Annotated in this window: 17 protein-coding genes; 7 read left to right on the top strand and 10 right to left on the bottom strand. The window is 49.7% G+C overall.

All coding sequences use genetic code 11. The features are described 5' to 3' along the window. Window positions 1-59 precede the first annotated feature (59 nt). Together P6574_RS10470 and P6574_RS10465 are read right to left on the bottom strand one after the other, a co-directional pair. Entirely contained in the window at window positions 60-2015 is a 1956-nt protein-coding gene (locus tag P6574_RS10470; protein ID WP_310620226.1) for an acyltransferase family protein, read from the bottom strand. A 147-nt stretch (window positions 2016-2162) separates the two neighbouring features. Beyond that, on the bottom strand, window positions 2163-2333 hold the full coding sequence (locus P6574_RS10465) for a hypothetical protein (RefSeq protein ID WP_310620225.1): 171 nt from the start codon (window positions 2331-2333) through the stop codon (window positions 2163-2165). A gap of 530 nt (window positions 2334-2863) precedes the next feature. Between P6574_RS10465 and gltX the strand changes: the two genes are divergently transcribed. After that, entirely contained in the window at window positions 2864-4231 is a 1368-nt protein-coding gene (gltX, locus tag P6574_RS10460; RefSeq protein ID WP_310620224.1) for a glutamate--tRNA ligase, read from the top strand. Here gltX and P6574_RS10455 read toward each other — a convergent pair. Next, entirely contained in the window at window positions 4191-5372 is a 1182-nt protein-coding gene (locus tag P6574_RS10455; RefSeq protein ID WP_310620223.1) for a DUF2865 domain-containing protein, read from the bottom strand. The genes gltX and P6574_RS10455 overlap by 41 nt on opposite strands. Before the next feature lie 132 nt (window positions 5373-5504). Between P6574_RS10455 and P6574_RS10450 the strand changes: the two genes are divergently transcribed. Together P6574_RS10450 and P6574_RS10445 are read left to right on the top strand one after the other, a co-directional pair. Beyond that, window positions 5505-6158 (top strand): GNAT family N-acetyltransferase, encoded by a 654-nt coding sequence (locus P6574_RS10450; RefSeq protein ID WP_310620222.1) that lies wholly within the window; start codon window positions 5505-5507, stop codon window positions 6156-6158. Between the two features lie 123 nt (window positions 6159-6281). Then, window positions 6282-6716: a hypothetical protein gene (locus P6574_RS10445; RefSeq protein ID WP_310620221.1), complete on the top strand. Its 435-nt coding sequence runs from the start codon at window positions 6282-6284 to the stop codon at window positions 6714-6716. 140 nt (window positions 6717-6856) lie between these two features. Here the strand turns inward: P6574_RS10445 and P6574_RS10440 are convergent, their stop codons facing one another. After that, a complete protein-coding gene (locus P6574_RS10440) occupies window positions 6857-7909 on the bottom strand; it encodes an IS5 family transposase (protein ID WP_310620220.1) in 1053 nt (350 codons plus the stop codon). 120 nt (window positions 7910-8029) lie between these two features. Between P6574_RS10440 and P6574_RS10435 the strand changes: the two genes are divergently transcribed. After that, window positions 8030-8374: a hypothetical protein gene (locus tag P6574_RS10435; protein ID WP_310620219.1), complete on the top strand. Its 345-nt coding sequence runs from the start codon at window positions 8030-8032 to the stop codon at window positions 8372-8374. 66 nt (window positions 8375-8440) lie between these two features. Then, window positions 8441-8950, top strand: a complete 510-nt coding sequence (locus tag P6574_RS10430; protein WP_310620218.1) for a CreA family protein — start codon at window positions 8441-8443, stop codon at window positions 8948-8950. 91 nt (window positions 8951-9041) lie between these two features. Here the strand turns inward: P6574_RS10430 and P6574_RS10425 are convergent, their stop codons facing one another. Genes P6574_RS10425 through ptsP form a run of 3 tightly spaced genes read right to left on the bottom strand, consistent with a single transcriptional unit; the run spans window position 9042 to window position 14262 of the window. Continuing rightward, entirely contained in the window at window positions 9042-10802 is a 1761-nt protein-coding gene (locus P6574_RS10425; RefSeq protein ID WP_310620217.1) for a PTS fructose-like transporter subunit IIB, read from the bottom strand. Window positions 10803-10833: 31 nt separating this feature from the next. Then, a complete protein-coding gene (gene pfkB, locus P6574_RS10420) occupies window positions 10834-11784 on the bottom strand; it encodes a 1-phosphofructokinase (protein ID WP_310620216.1) in 951 nt (316 codons plus the stop codon). Between the two features lie 9 nt (window positions 11785-11793). Then, window positions 11794-14262 (bottom strand): phosphoenolpyruvate--protein phosphotransferase, encoded by a 2469-nt coding sequence (gene ptsP / locus P6574_RS10415; RefSeq protein WP_310620215.1) that lies wholly within the window; start codon window positions 14260-14262, stop codon window positions 11794-11796. 388 nt (window positions 14263-14650) lie between these two features. Here ptsP and P6574_RS10410 point away from each other — a divergent pair, with 388 nt between their 5' ends. Beyond that, complete coding sequence (locus P6574_RS10410; protein ID WP_310620214.1) at window positions 14651-15238, top strand: OsmC family protein; 588 nt, start codon at window positions 14651-14653, stop codon at window positions 15236-15238. Between the two features lie 94 nt (window positions 15239-15332). On the opposite strand, the gene P6574_RS10405 is transcribed toward P6574_RS10410, so the two are convergent. Then, window positions 15333-18389, bottom strand: a complete 3057-nt coding sequence (locus P6574_RS10405; RefSeq protein WP_310620213.1) for a calcium-binding protein — start codon at window positions 18387-18389, stop codon at window positions 15333-15335. Window positions 18390-18795: 406 nt separating this feature from the next. After that, complete coding sequence (locus P6574_RS10400) at window positions 18796-19731, bottom strand: IS110 family RNA-guided transposase (protein WP_310618894.1); 936 nt, start codon at window positions 19729-19731, stop codon at window positions 18796-18798. A gap of 490 nt (window positions 19732-20221) precedes the next feature. Between P6574_RS10400 and P6574_RS10395 the strand changes: the two genes are divergently transcribed. Further along, entirely contained in the window at window positions 20222-21532 is a 1311-nt protein-coding gene (locus P6574_RS10395) for an MATE family efflux transporter (RefSeq protein WP_310620212.1), read from the top strand. 471 nt (window positions 21533-22003) lie between these two features. Here the strand turns inward: P6574_RS10395 and htpG are convergent, their stop codons facing one another. Then, entirely contained in the window at window positions 22004-23860 is a 1857-nt protein-coding gene (htpG, locus tag P6574_RS10390; protein ID WP_310620211.1) for a molecular chaperone HtpG, read from the bottom strand. Window positions 23861-23935: the final 75 nt, after the last annotated feature.

Below are 23935 nucleotides of genomic sequence, written 5' to 3'. Positions count from 1 at the left end.
ATTATAAAACAAAAGGCCCGTGAAGTATTTCACGGGCCTTTTGTTTGAAAGGTAACTCTTTAAAAACCGACGAAGAGTTTTTCTACAGCATACTTAGAGCCCGCAGGGTTTAAATGGTCATCATCGTAATACAGGATAGTGTCTTTATAAATGGCTGAGCAACTTTGTTTTGAACAGAAGGCTTCTTTTAAATTGATCGCAGACGTATTCTCATGTTTTTTAATTACTGCTGAAATTTGTTTATCTAATGTGAACTGCCTTGTAATGGTCGATAATTGAATAGTACATTTTGCATAGTTGTCTTGTTGTGTTTGTCCAGCATACTCCGCTCGACAACTTGTGAACGTTGATTCGGTCGGGAACTCAGGTGCCTGCATAATAAAAACGACTTTAGTATCTGTAGGGTTTAACTGGTTTAGGGTCTTATCCAACTCGGAAATCAAGTTTGGTTGCCCCTGAATTTGACTGTTTTCAAACAGCAACTTATTGTTTTCTTCATTATATAGAGACCATCTTGCTGCCAGGATAATGGACTGTACTTCACTGTGTGATTGAATATAACTCAGAGCTTTGGCATTACTTTCACTGCATTTCATTTGTGATGAAATATTTCCTGTTCGAGTAATACCAATGAGGGGAGGGCAGCCACCATTCGTAAAGAGGGCAGCTCTCAAGTTTATCTCTTTGAGCTTTTGATGCAGTCCAAAGGTTAAGTGGCGTGCATGTGAGTCACCCCAAAGAACAATTGTTTTATCAGAGTTTGTATTTCCAAAAATACATGGTTGCCTATTGGTTTTATGACAAATTGAATAGAGGTCTTTTTTGTAAGCCGCTTCTAATTCTATAAGTTTGATAAATTGCTCTCTAAAAAATATGGACTGTATTTTGTTACTGCTAAGAACAACGTATCCAGAGGAAATCAGCAGGACTGCGCAAACCGGAGTCGTATAGTAGCGTAGTTTCGTTCTCTCGGCTCCTATCTTTCGAATCCGATCCTCTATGAATGCATAGAGTGCAAGAGCAATAAACAGAGAGGCTAGAACAAAACAGCTTCTGATTAGCTGACTTTCTGTATAGTTTTCTAAGGCAGCGTTGCCAAGAACGACCATGGGCCAGTGAATGAGGTACAGGCTGTATGATATTTTGCCCAGCCATCTCAGAGGCGCTATACAGAGTATTGAATTTGTAGTAGTTGCGTGGTTAGTGCCGCCGATAATAAGTGCCGTACAAGCAATAGTTGGTAACAGGGCAAATATGCTGGGCCACTCAGTTTTAGGCATAAACCAAGCTACACCCAATATAACAGCAATAGAGAATGATTGTACAAACGCTACGGTTCTGGGAGAAAACTGTAAGTGCTGGCTTCTCAATACAAGCGCAGCCAGCGCCCCAAAGCCAAATTGCCAAAGGCGGGTGAATACCAAGTAGTAAGCCACCTCGGGGTCTTTGATGACTAGAACTTGGGACAAAATAAAGGAGACTGCTGTAATTGCCGTGATTGCTGCAATCTGAGCTTTATAGCTCCTTCCTTTCAAGCAAAGAAGTACAATTGGCCAAATTAGATAAAACTGAATCTCTACGCCTAATGACCAAAGGTGCAGAACCGGATTGTTGACAGCTTCAGTGCCAAAATACCCTGTGTCCGAGGGGGCAACGATATTGTAAGCAAAAAATGCAGATGAAAGTAGCCCAGTGGAAAGCTTATCAAAGTCGAATTGCCAAGGGTAGGCAAAGATGAGGCCGAGGACCCCAAGCAGGACTACATAGTAGGCTGGGGCAAGGCGCCAGAAACGTTTTCTATAAAATGATAGAATACCAGTTTTGGTCCATTCAAACTTCGGGCTCGTTAATATTTGTGTCATCAAGAAGCCCGAGATGACAAAGAAAATATCAACTCCGATAAACCCAGCTTGCAATCCGAGCAATTTGAAGTGAAACAAAATAACAAGAAGAACGGCAAGGCCCCGCAGTCCTTCAATATCAGGGCGAAAGCCCTGATGACCAGTATTTAACATGTGTGCCCCGATAAAACTATCTATCATAAATTATGATTAGAATTGATCGGGCTTTTACCTTTACTGAAAGGGAAAGTCCAGTTGGCCGTAGTTGGTAAGATGAGCACTTGGGGTAGATTTTATAAAGGTATCTTGGCTGTTGGTTCTTTACGCTGAAGTGGTCTGTAGCAGCTTGGGGTAATAGAGGTTACTTCTTCGTCTTCGTAGGACAGCAACTCCAGATACTGCAATCAGGATGGCCCCTCCAAGAACTCCTTCAGCCACAGCAGGTGCGGGGGCATCCTTTACTTTTGGTAGGTTACAGTGTGGGTTACCCACTTTCTTTCCTATTGAGCAGTCTACCTTTGCCAGTGAAGGAGAAGATAAAAATAGAGTTAAGCTAATTAAAAAGATTCCTCTTCCTAGCATTGTATGCTCCTCTATTAAGAATAGGTAATATAATACATTATATTTTATTTAATAATATATATAAACTGGTTAAATTTGAAGAATAACTTTAAAAGGAAGTGCCTAGATATGAGTATGTGCAAAAGTTTAGTATACTCGGCAGCACTCGGATAAACTTGCCTGTGTCAGCAAATAGCTGTTTCGTTTTAGACTTGGGTCGCAAAAGATCTTCTTGAACGCTAAGCCTGTCAAAAGTGACGTAGGGAATACTGTAGCGGTAATGGCTCTTTTGCGAATGGATCGCGATAAGTTGGAGTTACCGTTTTAAGACTTTAACTTGGTGCCCCAGTTAACATCCTCGCACGAAAAAACCTTATATGGTCTTGCGATGGTTGACCCGCGCCTGACGACAGGGTACCCGATCCCCTAAAGATTTTTTGTTTTCAAAGAAGGTGTTTTCTATGGGTGTAACTGTTCGTTTCGCTCCCTCTCCAACGGGGCAGATTCACATTGGTAACTGTCGTCCGGCACTGTTTAACTGGCTTTACGCCAAAAAGCAGGGCGGCACCTACATTCTGCGTTATGATGACACCGATCAGGAGCGCTCTACACAGGCGTTTGCTGAAGGTATTGCGCGCGATCTTGAATGGCTTGGCATTGTGCCGGACCGTGTCGAGCGTCAGTCCGAGCGATTTGGTCTTTATGATGAAGCGGCAAAGGTTCTCAAAGAGGCAGGCCTGCTTTATGCATGTTATGAGACCGGCGAAGAGCTGGAGCGTCGCCGCAACCGTGCCCGTGCCTTGGGCCGCCCACCAGTTTATGACCGTGCTGGGCTGAAATATACGCCAGAGCAGATCGAGAAATTTCAGGCAGAGGGGCGCAAACCCCATTGGCGGTTCAAGCTTCCAAACCATGTGGAGGGCGATCCGTTCAGTTTCCAGCGCACCGAAGTTCATTGGGATGACGTGATCCGGGGCCGCCAGACCGTTGACTTGGCTTCTCTTTCCGATCCAGTCCTGATCCGCGGCGATGGCACCTACCTCTATACTCTACCGTCCATCGTGGATGATGCGGATATGGGCGTAACCCATGTGATCCGCGGTGAAGACCACGTGGCAAATACCGGCGTACAGATTGCGATCTTCGAAGCGCTGGGCAGACCTGTGCCAATTTTTGGCCACCACAATCTACTGACCACCGCAAGCGGTGAAGGCCTTTCCAAGCGCACTGGAGCGCTCTCCATCGCGTCCTTGCGTGATGCGGGCTATGAGCCGATGGCTGTAAATTCGTTGGCGGTTCTCACCGGCACAAGCCATGCGGTCGAGCCCGCAAGCGATCTGGAAGCTCTCGCCCAGATGGTTGACTTTACCGGCATTTCAAAAAGCGCTGCCAAGTTTGATCCAGAAGACGTGGGGACGCTGACTGCAAAAATCACCCATGCCTTGTCCTATGATACTGTGAAGGACCGTTTAGAGGCGCTGGGCGTTGGCGGCGGCGAGGCGTTTTGGGATATTATCCGTGAAAACTGCTCTACACTTGCAGATGCCGCGAACTGGTGGAAAGTGGTGACAGGTCCAGTTGAAGCCCAGATCGAAGAAGACGATCAGGAGTTTATTGCCAAAGCGAAAGAGCTGCTGCCGGCCGAGCCTTGGGATGAAACCACGTGGGGCGTTTGGACGAAGGCTGTGAAAGGCGAGACAGGCCGCAAAGGCAAGGGTTTGTTCATGCCTTTGCGTAGGGCGGTAACAGGCCTTGGCCACGGGCCAGACCTGAAATCCATGCTACCGTTTATTGGTCGGCAAAATACTTTGGACCGACTTGACGGATAGGGCCTGTTCTTGGCTCTACCTTGATAGGGAATTGAATGTTGTCCTCGGCTGCCATTGGCGCTGAGGCGACATTCCCCTGCTGCATAAACTCATCTTCAGTTGGAATTGCCGGGAAAGTTTGCGGCAGCGTACCGTTTACGCCAAAATTATCTGTGCCCTCCACAGGAGGCAAGGAACCTGTTTGAACATCCGGGGCGCTTGTTGTGCCTTCCAGTGCAGGCAGGGGCGAACTCTCTATGCCAGCAGGTGCGGCGAACCCGCCACTTCCGGAGGAAGAGGGTGCAGAAGCTGTTTGCGGAGTGCCGGAGCAGGTGCAGCTGCTATCACTGCCAGTGTTAAACTTGTAGGCCGTTGGCAAGGCAGAATAGGGAGCACCGGAGAGGGAGTGCATTTGCTGAATATTGCCGCCAATTTGCTTGAAAACATAAAGCTCGGTCGCTTGGCCGGGGCACATGCTTTGGCAAATCTGTTCGTCGTCCGCAAAGTCCTGTGGTGTGCTGTTGGAGCTGATAGGGAAATAGAGCCCGTCACAGGTGCGCACGCACATGGTCTTGTAGGTTTGGCCGGACTGACTAAGGCTGGCGCTGGACTGGCTACCCGAACCGCTGCTGGTAGAAAACTGTCCGCTTTGCGGAACGTTGGCGGGGGGAGATAACGGATCATACAGCTTTTGCGGCTGTGTGAAGGCCGCAGCTGCTGCCGAACAGTTCAGGTCATAAAGCGCCTGTTCAACCTGTTTCAAACGGGCGGTTGGCGAATTGGTGACAGCACTGCGGCGGGCCCGCTCCAGTTTATCCAGATTGGCATACATTTGCTGCTTGGTGCGGGCAAAGCTGGCGCATTGCTGGCGTGGAGCCTGTGCGGTGTGGCAGCCCAACCGGTATTCTTCGCGCTCCACCAAGCGGATATCTTCCTGCTGGCGCTCATAGGCACCGTTCATGGAGTTGCCTGCCGGCGTATTCCTGACAGTTTGCGTCAGGCGTATGAACTCCTCTTCCAGTGTTGTACAGGCCGGATTACGGCTTTGGGCCTGTGCGCTCACACTGCCCAAGACGATAAGCAGTGCCGCAACACCGGTTTTTTTCGCGAAGCTTTTCTGGAGAAGAGGTCTCCAGCGGCTGGATGCATTAAAAGAGTTCATAGAAAGTCAGTTCTTGTTTGTCAGAGCACAAATGGTAGCCTCTACAATAAATGAGTTAAGGCCAATCTCAATTGAGAATGGAGAAAAATACTCCACCCGGCAGCATTGTGAGACTTGTCAGACACTAAATAAATGCGAAGGTCAAGCCACACACTCACCAAGCGTTTCGCGGACAATAACACTAAATGGGGCATTACTGTGAGCCTTGAGATAAAAACACTTGTAAAAGATGACCTTAGAGCCGTGATCGGTGATCTTGCCAAATTACGGATATCGGTTTTCAGAGAATGGCCTTACCTCTATGACGGTTCGGTGGAATATGAGGAAAACTATCTTTCCCGCTATGTGGAATCAGATAGTTGCGTTCTTGTTGCGGCAATAGACCAAGGAAGACTTGTGGGTGCGGCGACTGCGCAACCTTTGAAAATGGAAACGGAAGAGTTCCGGCGCCCCTTTGAAGAAAAGGGGATAGATATCTCAAAGGTCTTCTATCTGGCTGAATCCGTTCTGGAACCGGACTACCGTCATCATGGAATCGGCCATCGCTTTTTTGACGAAAGAGAGGCATTTGCCAGTAGGGCAGGATATAAAACGGCAACGTTTTGCGCAGTTGTTCGGGATGTAGCCGACCCACGCAAGCCTGAGGAATATTTTTCCCTTGAACCTTTCTGGCAAAAACGGGGATATACAAAAAGAGAGGGCTTGATGACCACCTTTCCTTGGAAAGAGCTGGGTGAAGATAAGGAGAGCGATAAGCCCATGCAGTTTTGGCTGCATGATTTTTAAAGTCATTATGATTTTTCAGTTTTCACTCACAAATTGCACCGCTTCGTATTTAAAATTTTGATTGCAATACCTTTATAAAGCCATATGTACACAGCTGGATTATAACATTTAATTGGTAAAGTAATGAAGTATTCTTATATTGCAGTTGTAGCTGCGGTTACTCTTTCTGCTGCAGGCTATTTTATATTTCAAAATATGCCACCTTCAGCGGAAAAGGTATCTCATGCAATTAAGGCTGCACATGTCTCAAACGGGGTAGATGTCACTTTAAAAGAGTGCCAGTTAACTTTTAAAACCGAGCAGGAGGATAAGCAGTCATCCAGCCCTGTAACCACAACTGAGACGTATCAGACTGCAGATATTTCTGAACTTAACTATTATCGGGCACGCTTGTTCTTTCCCAATAATAGTCAAAGCGTGGTAATACAACTAAGGTGGAGCAGTGTAGCAAATAGTCCAGTAGAACTGGCTTTGGCTTTAAACCAGTTGGCGGAGCCTCTTATGCAGAAGACTGAAGATAGCCAAGAACTCACCTTATTTAATTCAGGGCTCCTCTGAAAAACAGTTTTTCTAGAATTTTTGCACGACTAAAGAACGCCCGCTCTTTTCCAAGGGCCGGCCATTCGCGTTGAGCTTTCCCGTTGCGGGGGTGTACAGGGTGTTTCTTCAGGGAACAGGCAGCTATTGCTGCCGTGGTCCTAGGATGTAGCGCGAGAATAGGCAGTATTTTGCTCAAGCTGCACCAGACGTCGCATGTTATAGCTCAGGTTTTTCAGTCCAATATGGGCTTTGGCCCTGATCAAGCCGATGGATCGAACCAGTGTCCCGCCCATGTCATTGCTTTGTGCGCCAAAGACATGCTCAACACGAACTCTGACCGATGAGCGGGTTTTATTGCCCTGCTGCTGCCTTTTGTTCAGCGGCTTGTTGCGCTTGCCTTTGCGGTGTATCTGGCTTTTCAAGCCTTTGTCTGCCAGCTTTTGCTCAACCTCAGCTGAGCGGTAGGCGCTGTCAGCCCACACTTGCGAAGAGGTATTATTCTCATCCAGAAGCGCGTCCAGAGTTTGGCTATCATGCAGCGCTGCATCGCTCACCTCGTACCGACGCACCAACTTATGTCGACGATCAATGTTTATGTGGTTCTTGTAGCCAAAATGGTTTTGGCCTCGCTTTTTCGTCCAGCGGGCATCCGTATCTTTTTGGCGAAGCTTAGAGGTTTTGTCGGCCCAGTCCTTGGGAGTTTCTCCAGACTTGATCGTTGCGTTTTCCTCCCGCAGGTTGCGCTGCTTTGGGACTGGAACGATTGAAGCATCAATAATCTGGCCGCCCATGGCCAGATACCCTTGCCCTTTCAAGTAGCTGTCAAAATCATCGAACAACGCCTTGATGGCACCCGCCTGAGCCAGCTGCTCCCGGTACATCCAAATGGTTTTGGCGTCGGGAACACGATCCTCTAGTCCCAACCCTAAAAAGCGGATGAATGACAAGCGATCACGCAGCTGATATTCAGCCTGATCATCTGACAGGTTATACAGGGCACACAAGATGATCGCCTTGAACATTAAGACCGCATCCCAGGGTTTACGCCCCGCTTTGGACTTGCGACCTTCTGAGCGCTGACGCCAGATGCTTTCAAGTCGAGCGCGAAAACTCTCCCATGGAACGAGTGTATCGATCTTTGCCAGCGGATCATTGCTTGCGTCGAGATCCTTATAGCGAGTGGCAATATCAAAAAATCCAAGCTGCCCCATGAACCCTCAAATTCGTCGTTTCAAGTCATTGACTATACAACAAAAAAGCAGAATTGGAATTTTTAGAGGTGCCCTTCAGATGGTTCTGAACGTTCAAAGCAAGTGTATAAGTATAAGGAAATGGACCGTGAGGCCCTACAAAAGATGTTTGAAAGGCCGCAGGGAACACTGAGTTATGCCGTCGGAAGTGTCATGAACTTTGACGCCTCTGGAGAGTTTGAGTCGATCAGCCCTCATAAGGACGCTCCAAAATTCTTCCAGTTTGCGGAGGCTGCAAAGAAACTGGTTAATCCTCAATCATTATTTGTTTCTCAATCTTACCTTGGAAATGGACGTAGTGAAATTTCCCTGTTTGGGGGAACAGTTTCCATTCCGCGTGATCTGCAATTGAACATTAAGACGGAAAAAGAAGCAAGGAATCTGGTAGAACTTCTAATAAAATACGCGCAAAGCAACTGCGCGTGAGCGGAAAACTGCTATTGGTAGGGACTTGGTTAGTTTCGAACTTTTTTGCGCTTTAAGGATATTAAGATGAAGCAAGTTTTTAGTGTGGCCGCCCTTGCTCTTGGTTTGGCGCTGGGCGGTGGGGCTTTGGCGCAGGAGCCGGATTTGATTTTTAAAAAGTCAACTGTTTGGAAGTTTATGAGCCCGGATCATAAACTGGCCACCTATGCCATTGATGATCCTTTGGTCAAGGGCGTGTCCTGTCACTTTACGGTGCCGGAAAAGGGCGGATTCTCTGGCTGGTTGGGCCTTGCGGAAGAAACTTCCGATGTTTCCCTTGCCTGCCGTCAGGTAGGACCGGTGTCCTTTGAAGGCGAGTTTGAGCAGGGGGATGAAGTCTACCGTGAAAGCCGCAGTGTGTTTTTCAAGAAAATGCGGATTGTACGTGGATGTGACACCAAGCGAAATACGCTCGTCTATCTGGTTTACTCCGATAAACTCATTGAAGGCAGCCCGAAAAACTCCACCTCCACAGTGCCAATTATGCCGTGGGGAAAGACGGAGGCCGTAAAGTGCAAAGATTATCTGGATGACTAAAACCGAAGGCTGAAATTTTTGCCGGAAATAAAAACGGTGCCACATTGGCACCGTTTTTTGTTTGGAGATGTGGATCAGACCGCCCGCGTATTCATGAAGCCTTCAAGGGTGGCTTAATCACGATCAGGGCGAGGGCAGTGAGAACGGTGCCTGCGAGAATTGAAAGGCCGTACATTGCCACGTGGGTGACAGCATTTGGAATTGCCAATACAAAAATCCCCCCATGGGGTGCCAGAAGCTGGCAACCGAACGCCATAGACATGCCGCCAGCGATTGCCGAGCCAATAATGCAGGCGGGAATGACACGGGCAGGATCCTTTGCCGCAAAGGGAATAGCCCCTTCGGTGATGAATGACAGGCCCAGAACGGCCGCCGCTTTGCCCGCATTTTGCTCGTCCTTGGTAAAGCGGTTTTTTGCAATCACCGTGGCCAGTGAAATGCCAAGGGGCGGTGTCATGCCTGCGGCCATCACGGCGGCCATGGGGCCATAGGTGGATGTGGTGAGCAAACCCACCGCAAAGGCATAGGCCGCCTTGTTGACCGGCCCGCCCATATCAACCGCCATCATGCCGCCGATAACCAGCCCCAGCAAAATGGCGTTCTGAGTTCCCATACCTTGCAAGAAAGTGGTCATTGCCGCGAGAATTGCTGCAACAGGCTCTCCAATGACATAGACCATCAGCAGGCCAACAACGAGTGTCGACAGGAGCGGAATAACCAGTACCGGTTTCAAACCCTCCAGATTTTGCGGCAGGTGCAACTTGTCACGCATCCATAAAGCCACATAACCGGCCAGAAACCCTGCAAGAATACCGCCAAGAAATCCCGCGCCAATTGTATTGGCCAGCATTCCCCCCACTAGGCCGGGGGCAAGGCCCGGTCTGTCGGCAATGGAAAAGGCAATATAGCCGGCAAGGACGGGCACCATGAGGCCAAAAGCCGCTTGACCAATGCTCATCAGGCCTGCGGCCAGAGATTCAGGTTGCTGCGCGGCATCAATCCCGAAAATGAAGGAGATCGCAATAATTAGGCCACCGGCCACCACCATGGGCAGCATAAAGGAGACACCGGTCAGAAGATGCTTATAGGGGCCGGAGCGCTGGGCACTGCGCTCTTCCTTGCCAGCTTTTATAGCGGATGAATATTCGTCCCCATCCTGCGGGTTGATAACTGCCGCTTTTTGTATCGCCTCATCCAGAACCTGCTCCGGCTGTTTAACTGCGTCTCCAACTCCGGTTCTATATACTTTTTTGCCTGCAAAGCGGCTGGTATTTACGTGGGTATCTGCTGCAATAACAACGTAATCGGCGTTGGCGATCTGCTCACTGGTTAACGGCGTTTTGCTTCCAACCGAGCCTTGGGTCTCCACGAATATCTCATAGTTCTTTTTAGCAGCTGTTTTCTTCAGGGCATCAGCGGCCATAAATGTATGCGCAATACCTGTTGGGCAGGCAGTAATAGCAACAAAGCTGAGAGTTTCGGGTTTATCCTCCTCTGTCATTGCCAGCGCGTCATTTTCAAGTGGCAGCTCCGGTACTTCTTTTGGACTAATGAGTTTCATGGCACTACTCAAAACAGTATCTGTGTGCCGGATAACTTTGCTTGTGGTTGTTTTATATACGTGCTTGCCTTCAAAGCGGTCCATGTCCACCTGAATATCAGCGGCAATAATAATAAGATCGGCTTCTTCGATTGTGCTTGCACTCAGCTGGTTTTCCGTGCCATGCGCCCCCTGACGCTCCACTGATATGTGCATTCCTTGATGGACTGCAGTGGCCTGCAAGGCTTCTGCCGCAAGGTGCGTGTGTGCTATACCGGTTGGACATGCCGTTACCGCAGCAATTTTAATCATGAATATTTCCTCCTAAAGCAGGACCGTCAGCTCAGGACAGGTCTGTTAGGGTTACTGTTTGCTCCAGGCCATCAATGGCGCTGATTTCCGGCAGGTACGGGCCAAGCTCGGCTAGGCAGGCCAGAGAAAATGCGGTTGCGGTGGTGGCCGTGCGGGCAAGGGAGTAGCCTTGCAGCTGGGCATGCAAAATGCCCGAGACCATGGCATCTCCCGCACCCACTGTGCTTGCAAGGGAGAGCGGCTTTCCAACTGCGTGGACACAGCCATGCTCACTGCAAAATACCGAGCCTTCCTCACCCATGGAAACCGCTGCAAGACCAATGCCTTGTGTCACCAGCTCCCGCGCGGCATCCCTTACATCGGGCAAGGAGGTGAGGGGGCGTTTCAAGGCGTCTTCCAGCTCGTGTATATTGGGCTTCACCACATGGGGCTTACAGGCAAGCGCGAGGTTGAACGGGGCACCACTTGTATCCAGAACTGTTTTGCAGTTATTGTTTTTTGCCCATTTAATCAAATCCGCATAGGCACCCTCAAAAAGCCCGGGGGGCAGGCTGCCGCAAAGGCACAGCCAGTCCGGCGTCCCATCTGCCAGTGCATCCAGCCGGTTAATGACAGCGCTGTGGTCGTTCTCTCTTACTGTGAAACCGGGGAAGTTGAGATCGGTTATCTCTTTGTTGCCCGGATCGATAATCTTGATGTTGGTGCGGCTGGAGCCTTCGACTTTCTCAAAGGCATCCGCAATGCCAAGGTTTGCAAAGTGGTACATAAACGCGCGCTTGTTTTCCAGCCCCAAGAACCCTGTGGCGAGTACCTTGTGGCCGCAACGGGCCAGATTACTTGCAACGTTAATTCCCTTTCCGCCCACATGCGAGTGGATGCTTTCCACCCGATTTACGGAGTTTTGTGTGAAGTTCGGAACGCTGACCGCCTGATCAATTGCAGGGTTGAATGTTATTGTTGCAACTTGCCTGTTATTTTTCACTGAAGTGCCTCATTTCATCAATGCGCGCACTGCCGCAGCGCTCGAGCATTTAAGGGCATTTGCGGCAATCCTGCGGTTTTCCGCCATGGATTGGTCTCGCAGCTGTGCCTTGATGGAGGCAATGCTTGGAATGGACATGCTGAGCTCCTTGAGGCCCAGCCCGCTAAGGATGGTCGCACCAAGCGGATCTCCGGCAATGCCTCCACAAGCTCCCGTCCAGATACCTGCAGCATCCGCCGCCTCCACCGTTTTGGCAATCATGCGCAATACGGAAGGCTCCAGTGCATCGGCCTGCGATGCTAGAACAGGGTGCATACGGTCCATTGCCAGCGTATACTGGGTGAGATCATTGGTGCCGATTGAGAAGAAATCCACCAGCTCAGCAAGTTCGGGTGCCATGAGAACTGCGGAGGGGACCTCGATCATAATTCCGATTTCAACGGGATCGGCCCCCAGTTCCAAGCGTATGTCCTCGGTTATCCTCTTCGCCTTCTCCAGCTCCAGAACCGTTGAGATCATGGGAAACATGATGCGAACAGGGCCGCCTTTTGCCGCTCGGAAAATGGCTCGCAGCTGGGTTCGAAACAGGTCTTCACGGGCAAAGCAAAACCGGATGCCGCGCTCCCCAAGAAAAGGGTTCTCCTCCTTGGGCATGGCAAGGTAGGGAACTTCCTTGTCGCCGCCGATATCCAGAGTTCGAATGATGATGGGAAGGCCGTTCAGTGCCTGAATCATACCGGCGTAGGTTTGAAACTGTTCCTCTTCGCTGGGAGCTTCCTCACGGCCAACAAAAAGAAATTCCGTGCGCAGCAGACCCACGCCTTCGCCGCCAGCCTCCACCGTCTTTGCAGCCTCCTCCAGCGCGCTGATATTGCCGGCAACTTCAATTCTAATCCCATCCTTTGTGAGGGCAGGTTTGTAGCAATCCCGCTTTTCTTGTGTTCTGCGCGCGGCGAGGTCATGCATTTTACGTTGTGCTTGGTCCCTGTCACTTTGGGTGGGGTTGGTGACCAGCAGCCCATGCGTTCCATCCAGCAAAATAGGAGTGCCGGGCTGGATTTCCAGAACCCCGTTTCCAGCGCCCACAACCGCGGGAATATCAAGGGAGCGGGCGATGATGGAGGTGTGTGAGGTGGGGCCGCCCTGCGCCGTACAGATACCAAGAATAAGAGAGGGATCCAGCTGCGCCGTATCCGATGGGCTCAAATCATCTGCAACCAGTACACTGGGTTCCTTCGGCAGTTCGTTTTGCATCTCTATAGATTTGGCCAGAAGCCGCAACACACGCCGCCCAACATCGCGCAAGTCAACAGCGCGGCCAGCTAAAACAGGGTCCTCCAGCCCTTCGAGGGCCAGAGCGCGTTTGGTATAGGCATGCTCCCATGCGGCAGGGGCACTTTGCCCGTTGCTAATATTGGCAATCGCTTCCTCTACCAGCTCGGGGTCCTGCAAGAACTCCTGATGGGCCTTAAAGATTGTGGCCTTTGCACGTCCGGCTTTTGCTCGTACCTCTTCATAGAGGCTTTCAAGCTGGCGCAGGGCAGTTTCGTGAGCGGTTTGAAGTTCTTTGGTTTCCAGAGCCACATCCTTGGCGGTTGCTTCAAAAACAAGCCGCTCCCTTCCAAATATTGCAAGGGGCCCGATGGCATATCCGGGGGACGACGAGATACCAGCAATGGTCTGTCCCTCGAATTCTATGGGCTCATCTCCAGCAAGGGCCGTTAAGGGGGCGTCCTCCTCCTCTTCCTCACCAAATCTGTCTTGTTCTGCTTGAAGAATTGCCTTGAGCGCCTCTTTGGATTGGGGCCCCGAAGCGCTGAAGGCCACCTGAGAACCTTCTTTTGCACCAAGTTTCAATAGGGAAATCATACTCTTTGCATCGACCACCCTATCATTGAAGGCGGCGTGAACGTGGCAGTCAAATCCCTTGATACTATCAATAATATAAGAGGCAGGGCGGGCATGCAGGCCGTGACCTTCCCCCAAGGTCACGGTCACTTGATCGTCAAATACTTCAAGAGCTTGGGGCTCCTTCTGATCCTTTGACGTTGCCTGCCCCGACAGCCTTGAAACAATCAGGCTCCTATCGTTTGTAGATATAAGTCGGTTAGCCTCTTCACCATCACCAACAACCTCAGTCAGGTTCGATAGTATTGAAAGGTGCTCATCCGATTTGGCGGCGATCGCCACAACCAGCTTTGCAGTGTTCCCCCCACCCCAATCAACGCCTTGAGGCACCTGAACAACAGAAATCGCCGTTTCAAAAATAAGCTCCCTGTCTTTGGGCAGGCCATGGGGAATTGCGATGCCATTTCCCAAAAAGGTATTGGCAACCTTTTCGCGTCCTAACATGCTTTTCTTGTAGTTTGGGCTGATTTTTCCAGCTCTCACCAAAAGGGCGACGGCTTCATCAATCACCTCGGATTTCTTTGAGGCCACAAATCCGGTGGTAATAAGTTGAGAAGTAATAATAGACACCAAAAACTCCTCTGGCTTTTCGTAAGTGTCGTTAAAACTCTAAGTTTATCGCGCTCACTTTAGTTAGCTAAGAATGTGTCATCTAGTGTATTAACTCGTATTACTAAAATGTAATAGTTTCCAAGTTCCCTAATGGTTACCTATGCATATAATTACTTAAATATACTGAAATGTACTCTTGGCTTTGGACTGTTGTTTGGAAGAAGGTATACAGCAGTATCTTGATGCTTACCCATTCAGAGTTGGGTTACTATAGGATTTCCTCCCTCCAAACTCCCACACGAAGGTTCTATTAGTCATGTTTTCGCATGATGGCTGTACGCGCGCGCGCTCCTATCTCAATTTAGAGAACCAAGCATCCCAGTGAAGACCCAAGAAGGGGAAGGTTGTGAGCGATCATCAAAAAGAAGCAATTGTCACAAAGCTCAATAGTTTTCCAAAGACCCGGAAGATAGAAATTGGACAACCGCAAAAAGAGCAAGGCTACTTTCATTTTGAAGTAAACCTTGCCGCTCAGGCCAGCATGGATGGTGGTTATGTAAAGCAGGGGGCGGTACAGGCCAGTGTTCCAGGTTGCAGCGCCTTTGAAATACGCTGTGATGAAGGCGGCACAATAGGGGGAACCGACAGCGCGCCTCCTCCTTTAAGCTATCTGGCTGCAGGAATAGCGTTTTGTTTCCTCAGTCACGTATCCATTTATATCAAGGAAACCAAACTTGATATTAAATCCATAAAAATCGAGCAGCAAATGCGCTTTACTGCTGCCGTGTACAAAATGAAGGAGGCTACAGACGCACCTCCCAAAGGGCTTTGTGATGGTGTTGAAACCTACGTTTTTATTGAGAGCGATGAACCGCGTGAAAAAATTGAGCGCATGATGGAAGTCTGCAAAGCCGCCTGCATGGGCCTTCAGACGGTCACAAACGCAGTCCCCGCGTCCATGACCCTTGTGCTTTGTAACCAACTTGAGGCTTGAGCCTTCTTCAGCGGAATTGACTCAAAAGCCTTGAGGTCTCTGGAACACACCTCAAGGCTTTTGCAACCAGAGACCACGCTGGTTGGGTGGGCGGTTAGAACACGAAGTCATTCGAACTTAAGTCGGATTTGCTCATATTTTCGATTGTGAGAATGTCGTCATTGCCAAAGTCGATAACCACATCACCAGAGGTGTTTTGTGCGACAGCCATGATCTCATCGAAGCTGTTGAGGTTGCTACCAAACCACCGGATTTCAATAGTGTCGTTGCCATTATTGAAATCCGTTATAGTTGCTTGCTCATAATCAACCCAGAACCTGAAGGTGTCGTCGCCGGTACCTCCTGTTAAGGTGTCATTACCATTATGTGCATCAATAAGGTCATTGCCTGACCCGCCGTGGAGCGTATCGTCTCCCTCCAAACCGAACAGGAGGTCATCGTCTTCTGCGCCGTCAAGCCGGTCATTTCCAAGACTACCGGAAAGATAGTCGTTCCCGACGCTGCCAAAGAGATAATCGTCTCCTTCGCCGCCATAAAGGGTGTCATCGCCAAATCCTGCACTCAGGAAGTCATTTCCTTCTTCGCCGTAGAGTAGATCATTTCCATTTCTCCCGTAGAGTTCATCATGACCATGCCCGCCTCTGATCGTGTTACTTCCATCATCCCCATGGAGGATGTCATCGTGGCTTGAGCCGATCAGGTTCTCAATGAACTCAAAAGTGTCTCCTTTCGCTTCACCTTGCGTCCCCTTGCCTTGATATAGGGTAGCGGTTACAGCCTCAAAGGCGCCTGCATATGTGACAGTGTCTACCCCATTTCCTCCACTGAAACTGTCGGCACCCAGCCTCCCATTCAAAGTGTCATTGCCATCGCCACCTTCAAGAACATTCTCTCCGTCATCGCCCGTTAAGTTATCGCCATAGGCGCTGCCTAGAATGTTCTCGATAGAGGTCAGGCTGTCCCCTTGTGCGTCTCCGCCGCTGTATATGCCGGTAGAAAGGTTGATTGTGACGGAGGAAGAAGAGCTATCATAGGAGGCTGTGTCACTGCCTTCTCCCCCGATGAGCGTATCAGCACCAGCACTTCCGGAAAGAGTGTCGTTTCCCGCGCCACCTTCCAGCGTATTTGCATTGTCATCGCCGTAAAGACTGTCGTTAAAGCCGGAGCCAACGAGCCACTCTATACCGGTCAGGGTGTCCCCTTGTGCGTCGCTACCAGAGCCTAAGGTGCCATTGAGGTAGGCAATAACAGCGGCAAGGGAGGCGCTGTAAAGTACTTTGTCGCTTCCGCTTCCTCCATCAATAGTGTCTGCCCCCGCGCTGCCCACAAAAGTGTCAGCCCCGCCCATACCAGAGAGAGTATTAGCTCCGCTGTCACCGGTTAACGTGTCGTTATAATTTGTTCCTGTAACTCCCTCAATCGAGAGAAGCGTATCTCCCGCAGCGTCGCCATTTGAAACGGTGCCGGTTTGGAGGTTGATGCTTACGCCGCGCGATGATTGTGCATAGCTTGCAATATCATGGCCGTCTCCGCCATTGAGGGTGTCTTTACCAGTACCGCCAATCAGGGTGTCGTCGTTAGCGCCGCCATTAAGGCTGTCATCGCCACCATTGCCAGTGAGTATATCATTACCGGAGCCGCCATTGAGGGTGTTATGGGTGCTATCACCAAACAGGCTGTCTGCGTGGTTGCTGCCGCTCAGCTCTTCAATGGAAGTTAGAGTATCCCCCGCGCTATCACCGCCAACGCCTGCAGTCCCGTCCATGTAGGCCGTAATACCGCTGGCGGAATTGGCGTAACTCATGGTGTCGTAATCGTCGCCGCCATCAATACTATCCGCGCCCGCGTCTCCGCTAAAGCTGTCATTGCCTGTCCCTCCTGACAGAGTATCGTTTCCGTCTCCTCCTTGAAGAACGTCATTTCCAGCAGCGCCTTGAAGGTTGTCGGCTCCAATGCCTCCGGTGAGCGTGTTGGCATTGCCGTCACCGATGAGTGTATCGTTGAAGGCTGAGCCGGTTATATTCTCGATATGGGAAAGAATATCTCCTTGAGCATGGCCACCGGAGCCGCTTCGCCCATCCAGATAGGCCGTGACGCCGGAGTTTGAGGCAGAATAGTTCACCAGATCGATATTGCCTCCGCCATTTAGCGTGTCGCTGCCGCTGCTGCCGTGAAACGTATCATTGCCGTCTTTTCCCAAAAATGTTTCTGCTCCGCCACTTCCATAAAAATGGTCCGCATGACTGGAGCCGGAAACCTCTTCTATGGAGCTCAAGATATCCCCCGATGCATCACCACCAGCACTAATTTGGCCATCTAGGAAAACGGTTACACCGGAACTTGAGAAAGTATAGAGGGCTTTGTCCGTTCCACTTCCGCCATCAAGGACGTCCGCCCCAGTTCCACCTGTCAGGATGTCATTATTATTCCCTCCATAAAGTAGATCGTTCCCACTACCGCCATCCAACGTATCATTGCCAGATTCCCCGTAAAGCGTATCGTTTCCCCCTTCTCCAAAGATCCGGTCATTGCCACCGTGGCCATACAGCACGTTGTTGACACTGTTGCCGTGGATGTTGTCGATCTGGTTTGAACCAATAACATTCTCGATGGAAACGAGTGTGTCATTGTATCCGTCATAGCCAGTTGCATGTCCTGAATTCAAATAAATGCCTGTGGTATGTTGGGCACCTTCGTAGGAGAGGGTATCGATGCCACTGCCGCCATGAATGTAGTCTTGCCCATTGCCGCCGTGGAGGAGATCATTTCCACCGTCGCCGTAAAGTGAGTCTGTCCCGTTTTCGCCGTAGATCGTGTCGTTGTTCTCCCCGCCATGGATCTCATCTTTCTTGTCTCCACCGTAAATGGTGTCATCACCTGCCTGACCATAAATGACATCTTCGCCATTCTTGCCATAGATAGAGTCATTGCCGGTTCCCCCGTCGATGTAGTCATCGCCAGATCCGCCATCCAGATAATCGCTGCCGCCATTCCCATAGAGCTTGTCATCCTTGTCGCCGCCATAAAGTCTGTCAGCAAACCGGCTCCCGTAAAGTTTGTCCTGCCCGCCTTTGCCATAGAGGGTCCACGCCTCATTAGAGTCGGATTTGTCTTTGGTGTTGTTCTTGGAGTTACCTGACCATGTAGCCATGAGATTGTATCCCTATTCCTGTTCGGCTTTGATCAGTTTTTGTCGTGTTTGGGGCAGTCCTACGTACAATATTCTACGCTTTATTCTGATCGCTCAGCCGTTAATCGCGCCGTCTAGAGATACATGGTACATACATATATTAAATATTTTTAATAAAATGAAAGTGATAGAGAGTTCAGAATTTAGAGTAGCTTGTTGTAAGTTGAAAAATATATATAAAACAAATATTTATAAAGGTATGAAGATGTAACTTTTAAAATTGTATCTATATAACTCCTCAACATTAAATATAATTTAGCTTTCATGGGATTGGGCGTTGTCTCTTTATCTGAACATTACGTGAGGTGTTACGAACTCCCTGATAAGGGGATCTGATAGCAAGCAAAATTTAGAGTATCCGTCTTGGTCAAGCCGTTTTTGGTTGCCATTGCCGGTCCGCTTTTATGAGAGCGTTTGCCAGTTCGATTAGCTTACGCATGAGAGCTATTATGGCGATTTTGGGAGGCTTACCAGCCGCTCGCATCTGGTTGTATTTGGCTTTCAGGTCTGGATTATAACGGCTGGCAACAACGGCAGGCATGTAGAGTGCATCGCGTACCGGCTTGCGCCCTGCTTGAATAAAAGCAGCGCCCCGCCAGCGTCCTGACTGGCGGGTCATGGGGGCCAGCCCCGCCAGAGCAGCGGCCTGTTTACGGGATAATTGTCCAAGCTCTGGCATTTCAATCACCAGCGCCGCGACGGCGACCTGTCCCAGCCCGGGAATAGAGTGTAAAATCTTTGCTGCCCGCGCCCTTTGAGGGCTCTGCTCAATTTGCTTTTGAGTTTCGGCGTTAAGGGCCTCCAATTGCTTTCGCACGAGTTTCAGGCGTTGCTGTGTCTGTTTGCGAACCAGGTTCACCCGTTGTGTTTTCAACCGGTTCTCCAGTTGCGTGGCTTCTTTTACAAGAGCTTGACGTGCAACGCGTATCTCTTTGAGATGACATAGGCTTGCATCGACTGGCTTGTCTGGTTCCAACTGGAAATCCTGCCCCATTTGGGCCAGCAGGCGCGCATCAATCCGGTCCGTCTTCGCCCTCTTGCCTTTGGCCTGTGCAAACCGGCGTGCTTGCCATGGGTTAACTTTGCTCAGAGGATAGGAACCCGACAATGCCAACTCAAAAGCGCCGTGATAAGAACCTGTGGGTTCAAAAATAATTCGAGCGACAGGCAGGCCTTTCAGCCAGCTTTTTAACTGTCTGTACCCTGCAGCTGTATTGGTAAACTGCTTGCTCTGCTCATCCGGCAGGCAGTACACATCAAGATGGTCTTTCGAAATATCGACACCAATGGTAACCTCAGACATCTTCGCAAGTATCCTATGCTTGTCGTGCAGAGCTTTGGGCTGCTGCGTATCCGTTCAGGCCTGTTGCGAAGACGGTGGCCGATCATACTCTAAAACGGTCCCTTGTGACCTAGCGCGTCCCGATCCGACCACCGCCACTGCCCTCCCGACTCAATACGGTGGCCATTGGCCTATATTCGCAGAAGACACTAAAAAGCATAAGACAAGCGCTGGGCTGGTATAATTTCCCGATAATTGAGTACTAAGGTATACATTGAATACCGCCCATTGGTTCTCTTGGTCTTAGTAGAGGTGGGTGCATAAGCTATTGGGACTGAAAACCATCGGGATTAATAATGTGAGGTATTGGAACTTATCAAATATTTGATGCTAGATTATTGATAGATCTGCATCTGAAGCGTGCATGAGCATTACTGCCGCGCTTTACTAGCAATCTTAACCACATAACTGAGACCGTTTTGAACAGGTTTCACGCCCATATGGATTGTATATGCACATTCCTTCCTACGCAGTTATTTATAGGCAGGCCTTTCCGGTATTTATTGCCTCTAGTGCGGCACTTTTCAGCAGTTGGACTGATACTTTTCTAGCAGGTTTTTGGGGAACGGATGCTGTTGCGGCTGTTGGGTTATGCTCTATAGCGTTTTTTTTCCTCTCTTCATTTGCAACAGGTTTTTCGTTGTCGGTTCAGTCATTTACTGCCGAGCTGATTGGAAAAGGCAGGCAAAGACACTTGCTCGCCCCCTATTGCATCTGTCTTTTGCTAGGCGGAACGCTTGCTTCAATTTTTATGGTGGTGGACCTTGCGGAACCTGAAAGGTACATGCGTACTTTGACAAACGACAGTGCAGTTATTCAAATTGCAAGAAGGTATATGGAGCCTTTGATTATTGCTCTGCCATTTTATTATTTTAACAGCGCCAGTAAAGGATTCTTAATTGCGTTAGGTATGCCATGGCTGGCAAGCAGACTGTCACTCTTTACTCAGGCGGCCAATGTTGTTTTGAGTGTAATACTTGCCTTTGGTTACTTGGGGGCACCGCGCCTTGGAGTTTTTGGTATCGGGTTGGCGACGCTTCTGGCATATTTAAGCGGTTCAGTCTTGTATTTTAGTGTCGTGGTCTACATGATATGCAAGAGGTCATTGCGTATAGGAAGCATAACCAAAGGCAATGTCCGGCGCATTATAAAGAAGACCGCAATTTCCGGCTCCAATCAAAATTTATATGCACTCACCTTAACACTGGGATTTGCCATTGTTGGCCATATCGGGGCTGCAGAGACCGCGATCTATCAAATTATAAATCAAATTACATTACTGCAGGTGTTCATTTCCAGCAGTTTAGGATCTGTGGCCATATCACACATAGGGCGGGCAATCGGGGACGGTCAATTAAACAATGCGGGGGCAATCGGGCGCAAAGTCACCAAGGCTGCAATTATACCTGTTACTATCTATGCAGTAGTAATGGCGGGTTTGTCCGACATTATCGTGGGCTGGTTTCTTAGTGATAGAGCCGTAAATACGGGTCTTATTCTCTTGTTTTCGGCAGCCTGCCTGATACTTCCAATTACTGTTGCAGGGAACCTGATCAATTTTTCCCTTATGGGTGTCCAAAGATTCGAGCGCGTTTGGCTTGTATCTTTTTGCTGCCAGTATTTAATTTTTCTTCCAGTAGGATTCACACTTGGAATCCTATTGGGTTTTGATTTTGCAGGTATTATTATAGCCGAACTGGTCTACAGAGTTACCCTATTAGCAGTGCAATATCACGGCTGGACGGCCTTTCAAAAAACTTAGGTGTGGTTTGCATTCCATAACAAAGGAGTTCCATGCAGTCCAAAGTGCAAAGAGTTTCCACTTTGACTGATTTGTGACCCACGTTCAAAATAAATAAGTTAGAGTGCACAGCGTGAATGCGAATGAACGCGATGTACTTGTCTTATGCTTTTTCTGTGCCTTCAGTAATTATGGAGCCCGGCCCACCCTACTGAGTCGGGTGGGCCGTGGTGGGGGTCGGATCGGGATGTGCTGGGTCGTAAAGGGCCGTTTTAGAGTAGGATCGACCACCGTCTTCGCAAAAGGCCTGAACGGATACACAGCAGCTTAAAGCTCTGCACGACAAGCAAAGTAGGAAAACAGTGCGGAGATTAAAGTCGCTCAGTTGGACACAGTTTTTTCTTACTGCTCTTTGTGCAACCTATCAAAATTAAGTTGGCAATACCGTTCCAAAGTAAAGAGTGAGGGCCCAAGTCGGGCCCTCTGAGTGTTTTAAAGTGCGCTTTCAAGCACTGAGGAAAGGCGTCTGCCAAATTCCAGCGGGTCAGCAGGGGCTTCTCCATCGGCAATGCGGGCTTGGTCCAGCAGCAGGTGCGCTGCGTCCTTAACCAGATTGTCGTCGTTGGAGCCTTTCACACGGTCCGCCAGTTTCTTAACAATGGCGTGGTCAGGGTTCAGCTCCAGAACACGCGGCCTCGCCATGTGCAAATGGCCCTGCATCTTTAAGATACGCTCCATGTGCAGATCCATGCCGCCCTCATCGGCAACAAGGCAGACGGGGCTGTCTGTCAGGCGCTTGGATGCGCGAACGTCTTTCACTGTCTCGCCCAGCTCCAGCTTGATGGCGGCAATCAGCTCGTCAAGCACTGGAGATTCGGGCTTGTCTTTTTTCTCTTCCGTGTCGTCCTCGGACTTGATCTCATCAAGGTCTGCGGAGCCACGGGTTACAGATTTCAAGCTCTTGCCTTCATACTCCATGACATGTTGCAGCCAGAAGTCGTCCACGTGGTCGGTAAGAAGAAGAACCTCGATCCCCTTTGCCTTGAACCCTTCCAGGTGTGGAGAGCCGGCCAGCATGTCAGCTTTCTCACCGGTGATGTAGTAGATTGCGTCCTGTCCCTCTTTCATACGGGAGACGTAGTCGGCTAGGCTGGTGAGCCTGTCACCATGGGTGGAAGAGAAACGGCAGATTTCCAGAATGCGCTCGCGCAGACCCGCATCCTCTATCATACCTTCTTTGAGCACAGCGCCAAAATTGCTCCAGAACGAAGCATAGTTTTCCTCGTCCTTCTTGGCCTTTTTCTTCAGCTCGTTCAAGACTTTCTTCGTTAGACCGGAGCGGATTTTTGCAAGCTTTGGATCATGCTGCAGCATTTCACGCGAAACGTTGAGGGACAGATCCTCAGAATCCACGACGCCGCGCAGGAAGCGCAGGAAAGTAGGCAATAGCCCCTTGGCATCTTCTGTAATAAAGACGCGATTCACATAAAGCTTCACATGACCCTTGCGCTCCGGCTCATTCAGGTCCATGGGCTTCATGGTGGGCACATAGAGCAGGTTTGTATAATTCACCAAGCCTTCCACGTGGTTATGGATGGTCAGCCACGGGTCGTCATAGGCATGGGCAATGTGGTGGTAGAACTCTTTGTGCTGTTCTTCGTCCACATCCTTGGTAGGACGCGTCCACAGGGCAGAGGCAGCGTTCAGCGCATCTTCGCCCAGCTTCACAGGGAAGTTGATGTGATCGGAGTAAGTCTTGATGATATGGCGAATACGGCTGTCTTCAAGAAACTCTTCTGCGTCTTCCTTCAGGTGCAGTTTAACGGTTGTACCGCAACTTTCCCGCTCCGTCTCTTCAATCGTAAACTCGCCCTTGCCGTCGGAAGACCAAAGCCACGCTTTGTCTTCACCAGCCCTGCGGGTAATCACGTCCACATGATCAGAAACCATAAAGGCGGAATAAAAGCCAACGCCGAACTGGCCAATCAACCCAACATCGCCCTTCTTGCCGTCTTCCAAATGCTCAAGAAATGCCTGCGTGCCGGATTTTGCGATGGTGCCAAGGGTGTCCAGAAGATCGGCATGGTTCATACCAATGCCGTTATCGGAAATAGACAGGAACTTGTTGTCCTTGTCTACCGTAATGTCCACTTGGAACTCCGCATTGCCCTCGGTCAGCTCAGGCTTGATCAGCGCGTCATAGCGCAGCTTGTCGCAGGCATCGGAAGCATTGGAGACGAGCTCGCGAAGAAATATCTCGCGATTGGAATATAGGGAGCTGGCGACGATATCCAGCAGGCGTCCTACTTCTGTCTGAAACGAAAAGGTTTCCTTATTGACACTGTTCATGAAGTTCAAACCCCTTAGGCTTTGTAGTATAGGATCTTGTTCAATGCTATGATGTATATAGTTGGCAAACCGGAG

Source organism: Pseudovibrio sp. M1P-2-3 (genome assembly GCF_031501865.1).
Classification (GTDB): domain Bacteria; phylum Pseudomonadota; class Alphaproteobacteria; order Rhizobiales; family Stappiaceae; genus Pseudovibrio; species Pseudovibrio corallicola.
The sequence above is the reverse complement of the archived record's forward strand: the minus strand, read 5'-3'. Positions and strand labels throughout refer to the sequence as shown.

Coding starts and splice junctions, on each gene's coding strand:
- P6574_RS10440 (WP_310620220.1), bottom strand. CDS start 7,909: ATGGGGCAGCTTGGATTTTTTGATATTGCCACTCGCTATAAGGATCTC.
- P6574_RS10455 (WP_310620223.1), bottom strand. CDS start 5,372: ATGAACTCTTTTAATGCATCCAGCCGCTGGAGACCTCTTCTCCAGAAA.
- P6574_RS10425 (WP_310620217.1), bottom strand. CDS start 10,802: ATGATTAAAATTGCTGCGGTAACGGCATGTCCAACCGGTATAGCACAC.
- P6574_RS10430 (WP_310620218.1), top strand. CDS start 8,441: ATGAAGCAAGTTTTTAGTGTGGCCGCCCTTGCTCTTGGTTTGGCGCTG.
- gltX (WP_310620224.1), top strand. CDS start 2,864: ATGGGTGTAACTGTTCGTTTCGCTCCCTCTCCAACGGGGCAGATTCAC.
- P6574_RS10400 (WP_310618894.1), bottom strand. CDS start 19,731: ATGTCTGAGGTTACCATTGGTGTCGATATTTCGAAAGACCATCTTGAT.
- P6574_RS10405 (WP_310620213.1), bottom strand. CDS start 18,389: ATGGCTACATGGTCAGGTAACTCCAAGAACAACACCAAAGACAAATCC.
- P6574_RS10445 (WP_310620221.1), top strand. CDS start 6,282: ATGAAGTATTCTTATATTGCAGTTGTAGCTGCGGTTACTCTTTCTGCT.
- P6574_RS10470 (WP_310620226.1), bottom strand. CDS start 2,015: ATGTTAAATACTGGTCATCAGGGCTTTCGCCCTGATATTGAAGGACTG.
- P6574_RS10435 (WP_310620219.1), top strand. CDS start 8,030: ATGGACCGTGAGGCCCTACAAAAGATGTTTGAAAGGCCGCAGGGAACA.
- P6574_RS10395 (WP_310620212.1), top strand. CDS start 20,222: ATGCACATTCCTTCCTACGCAGTTATTTATAGGCAGGCCTTTCCGGTA.
- htpG (WP_310620211.1), bottom strand. CDS start 23,860: ATGAACAGTGTCAATAAGGAAACCTTTTCGTTTCAGACAGAAGTAGGA.
- P6574_RS10450 (WP_310620222.1), top strand. CDS start 5,505: ATGCGAAGGTCAAGCCACACACTCACCAAGCGTTTCGCGGACAATAAC.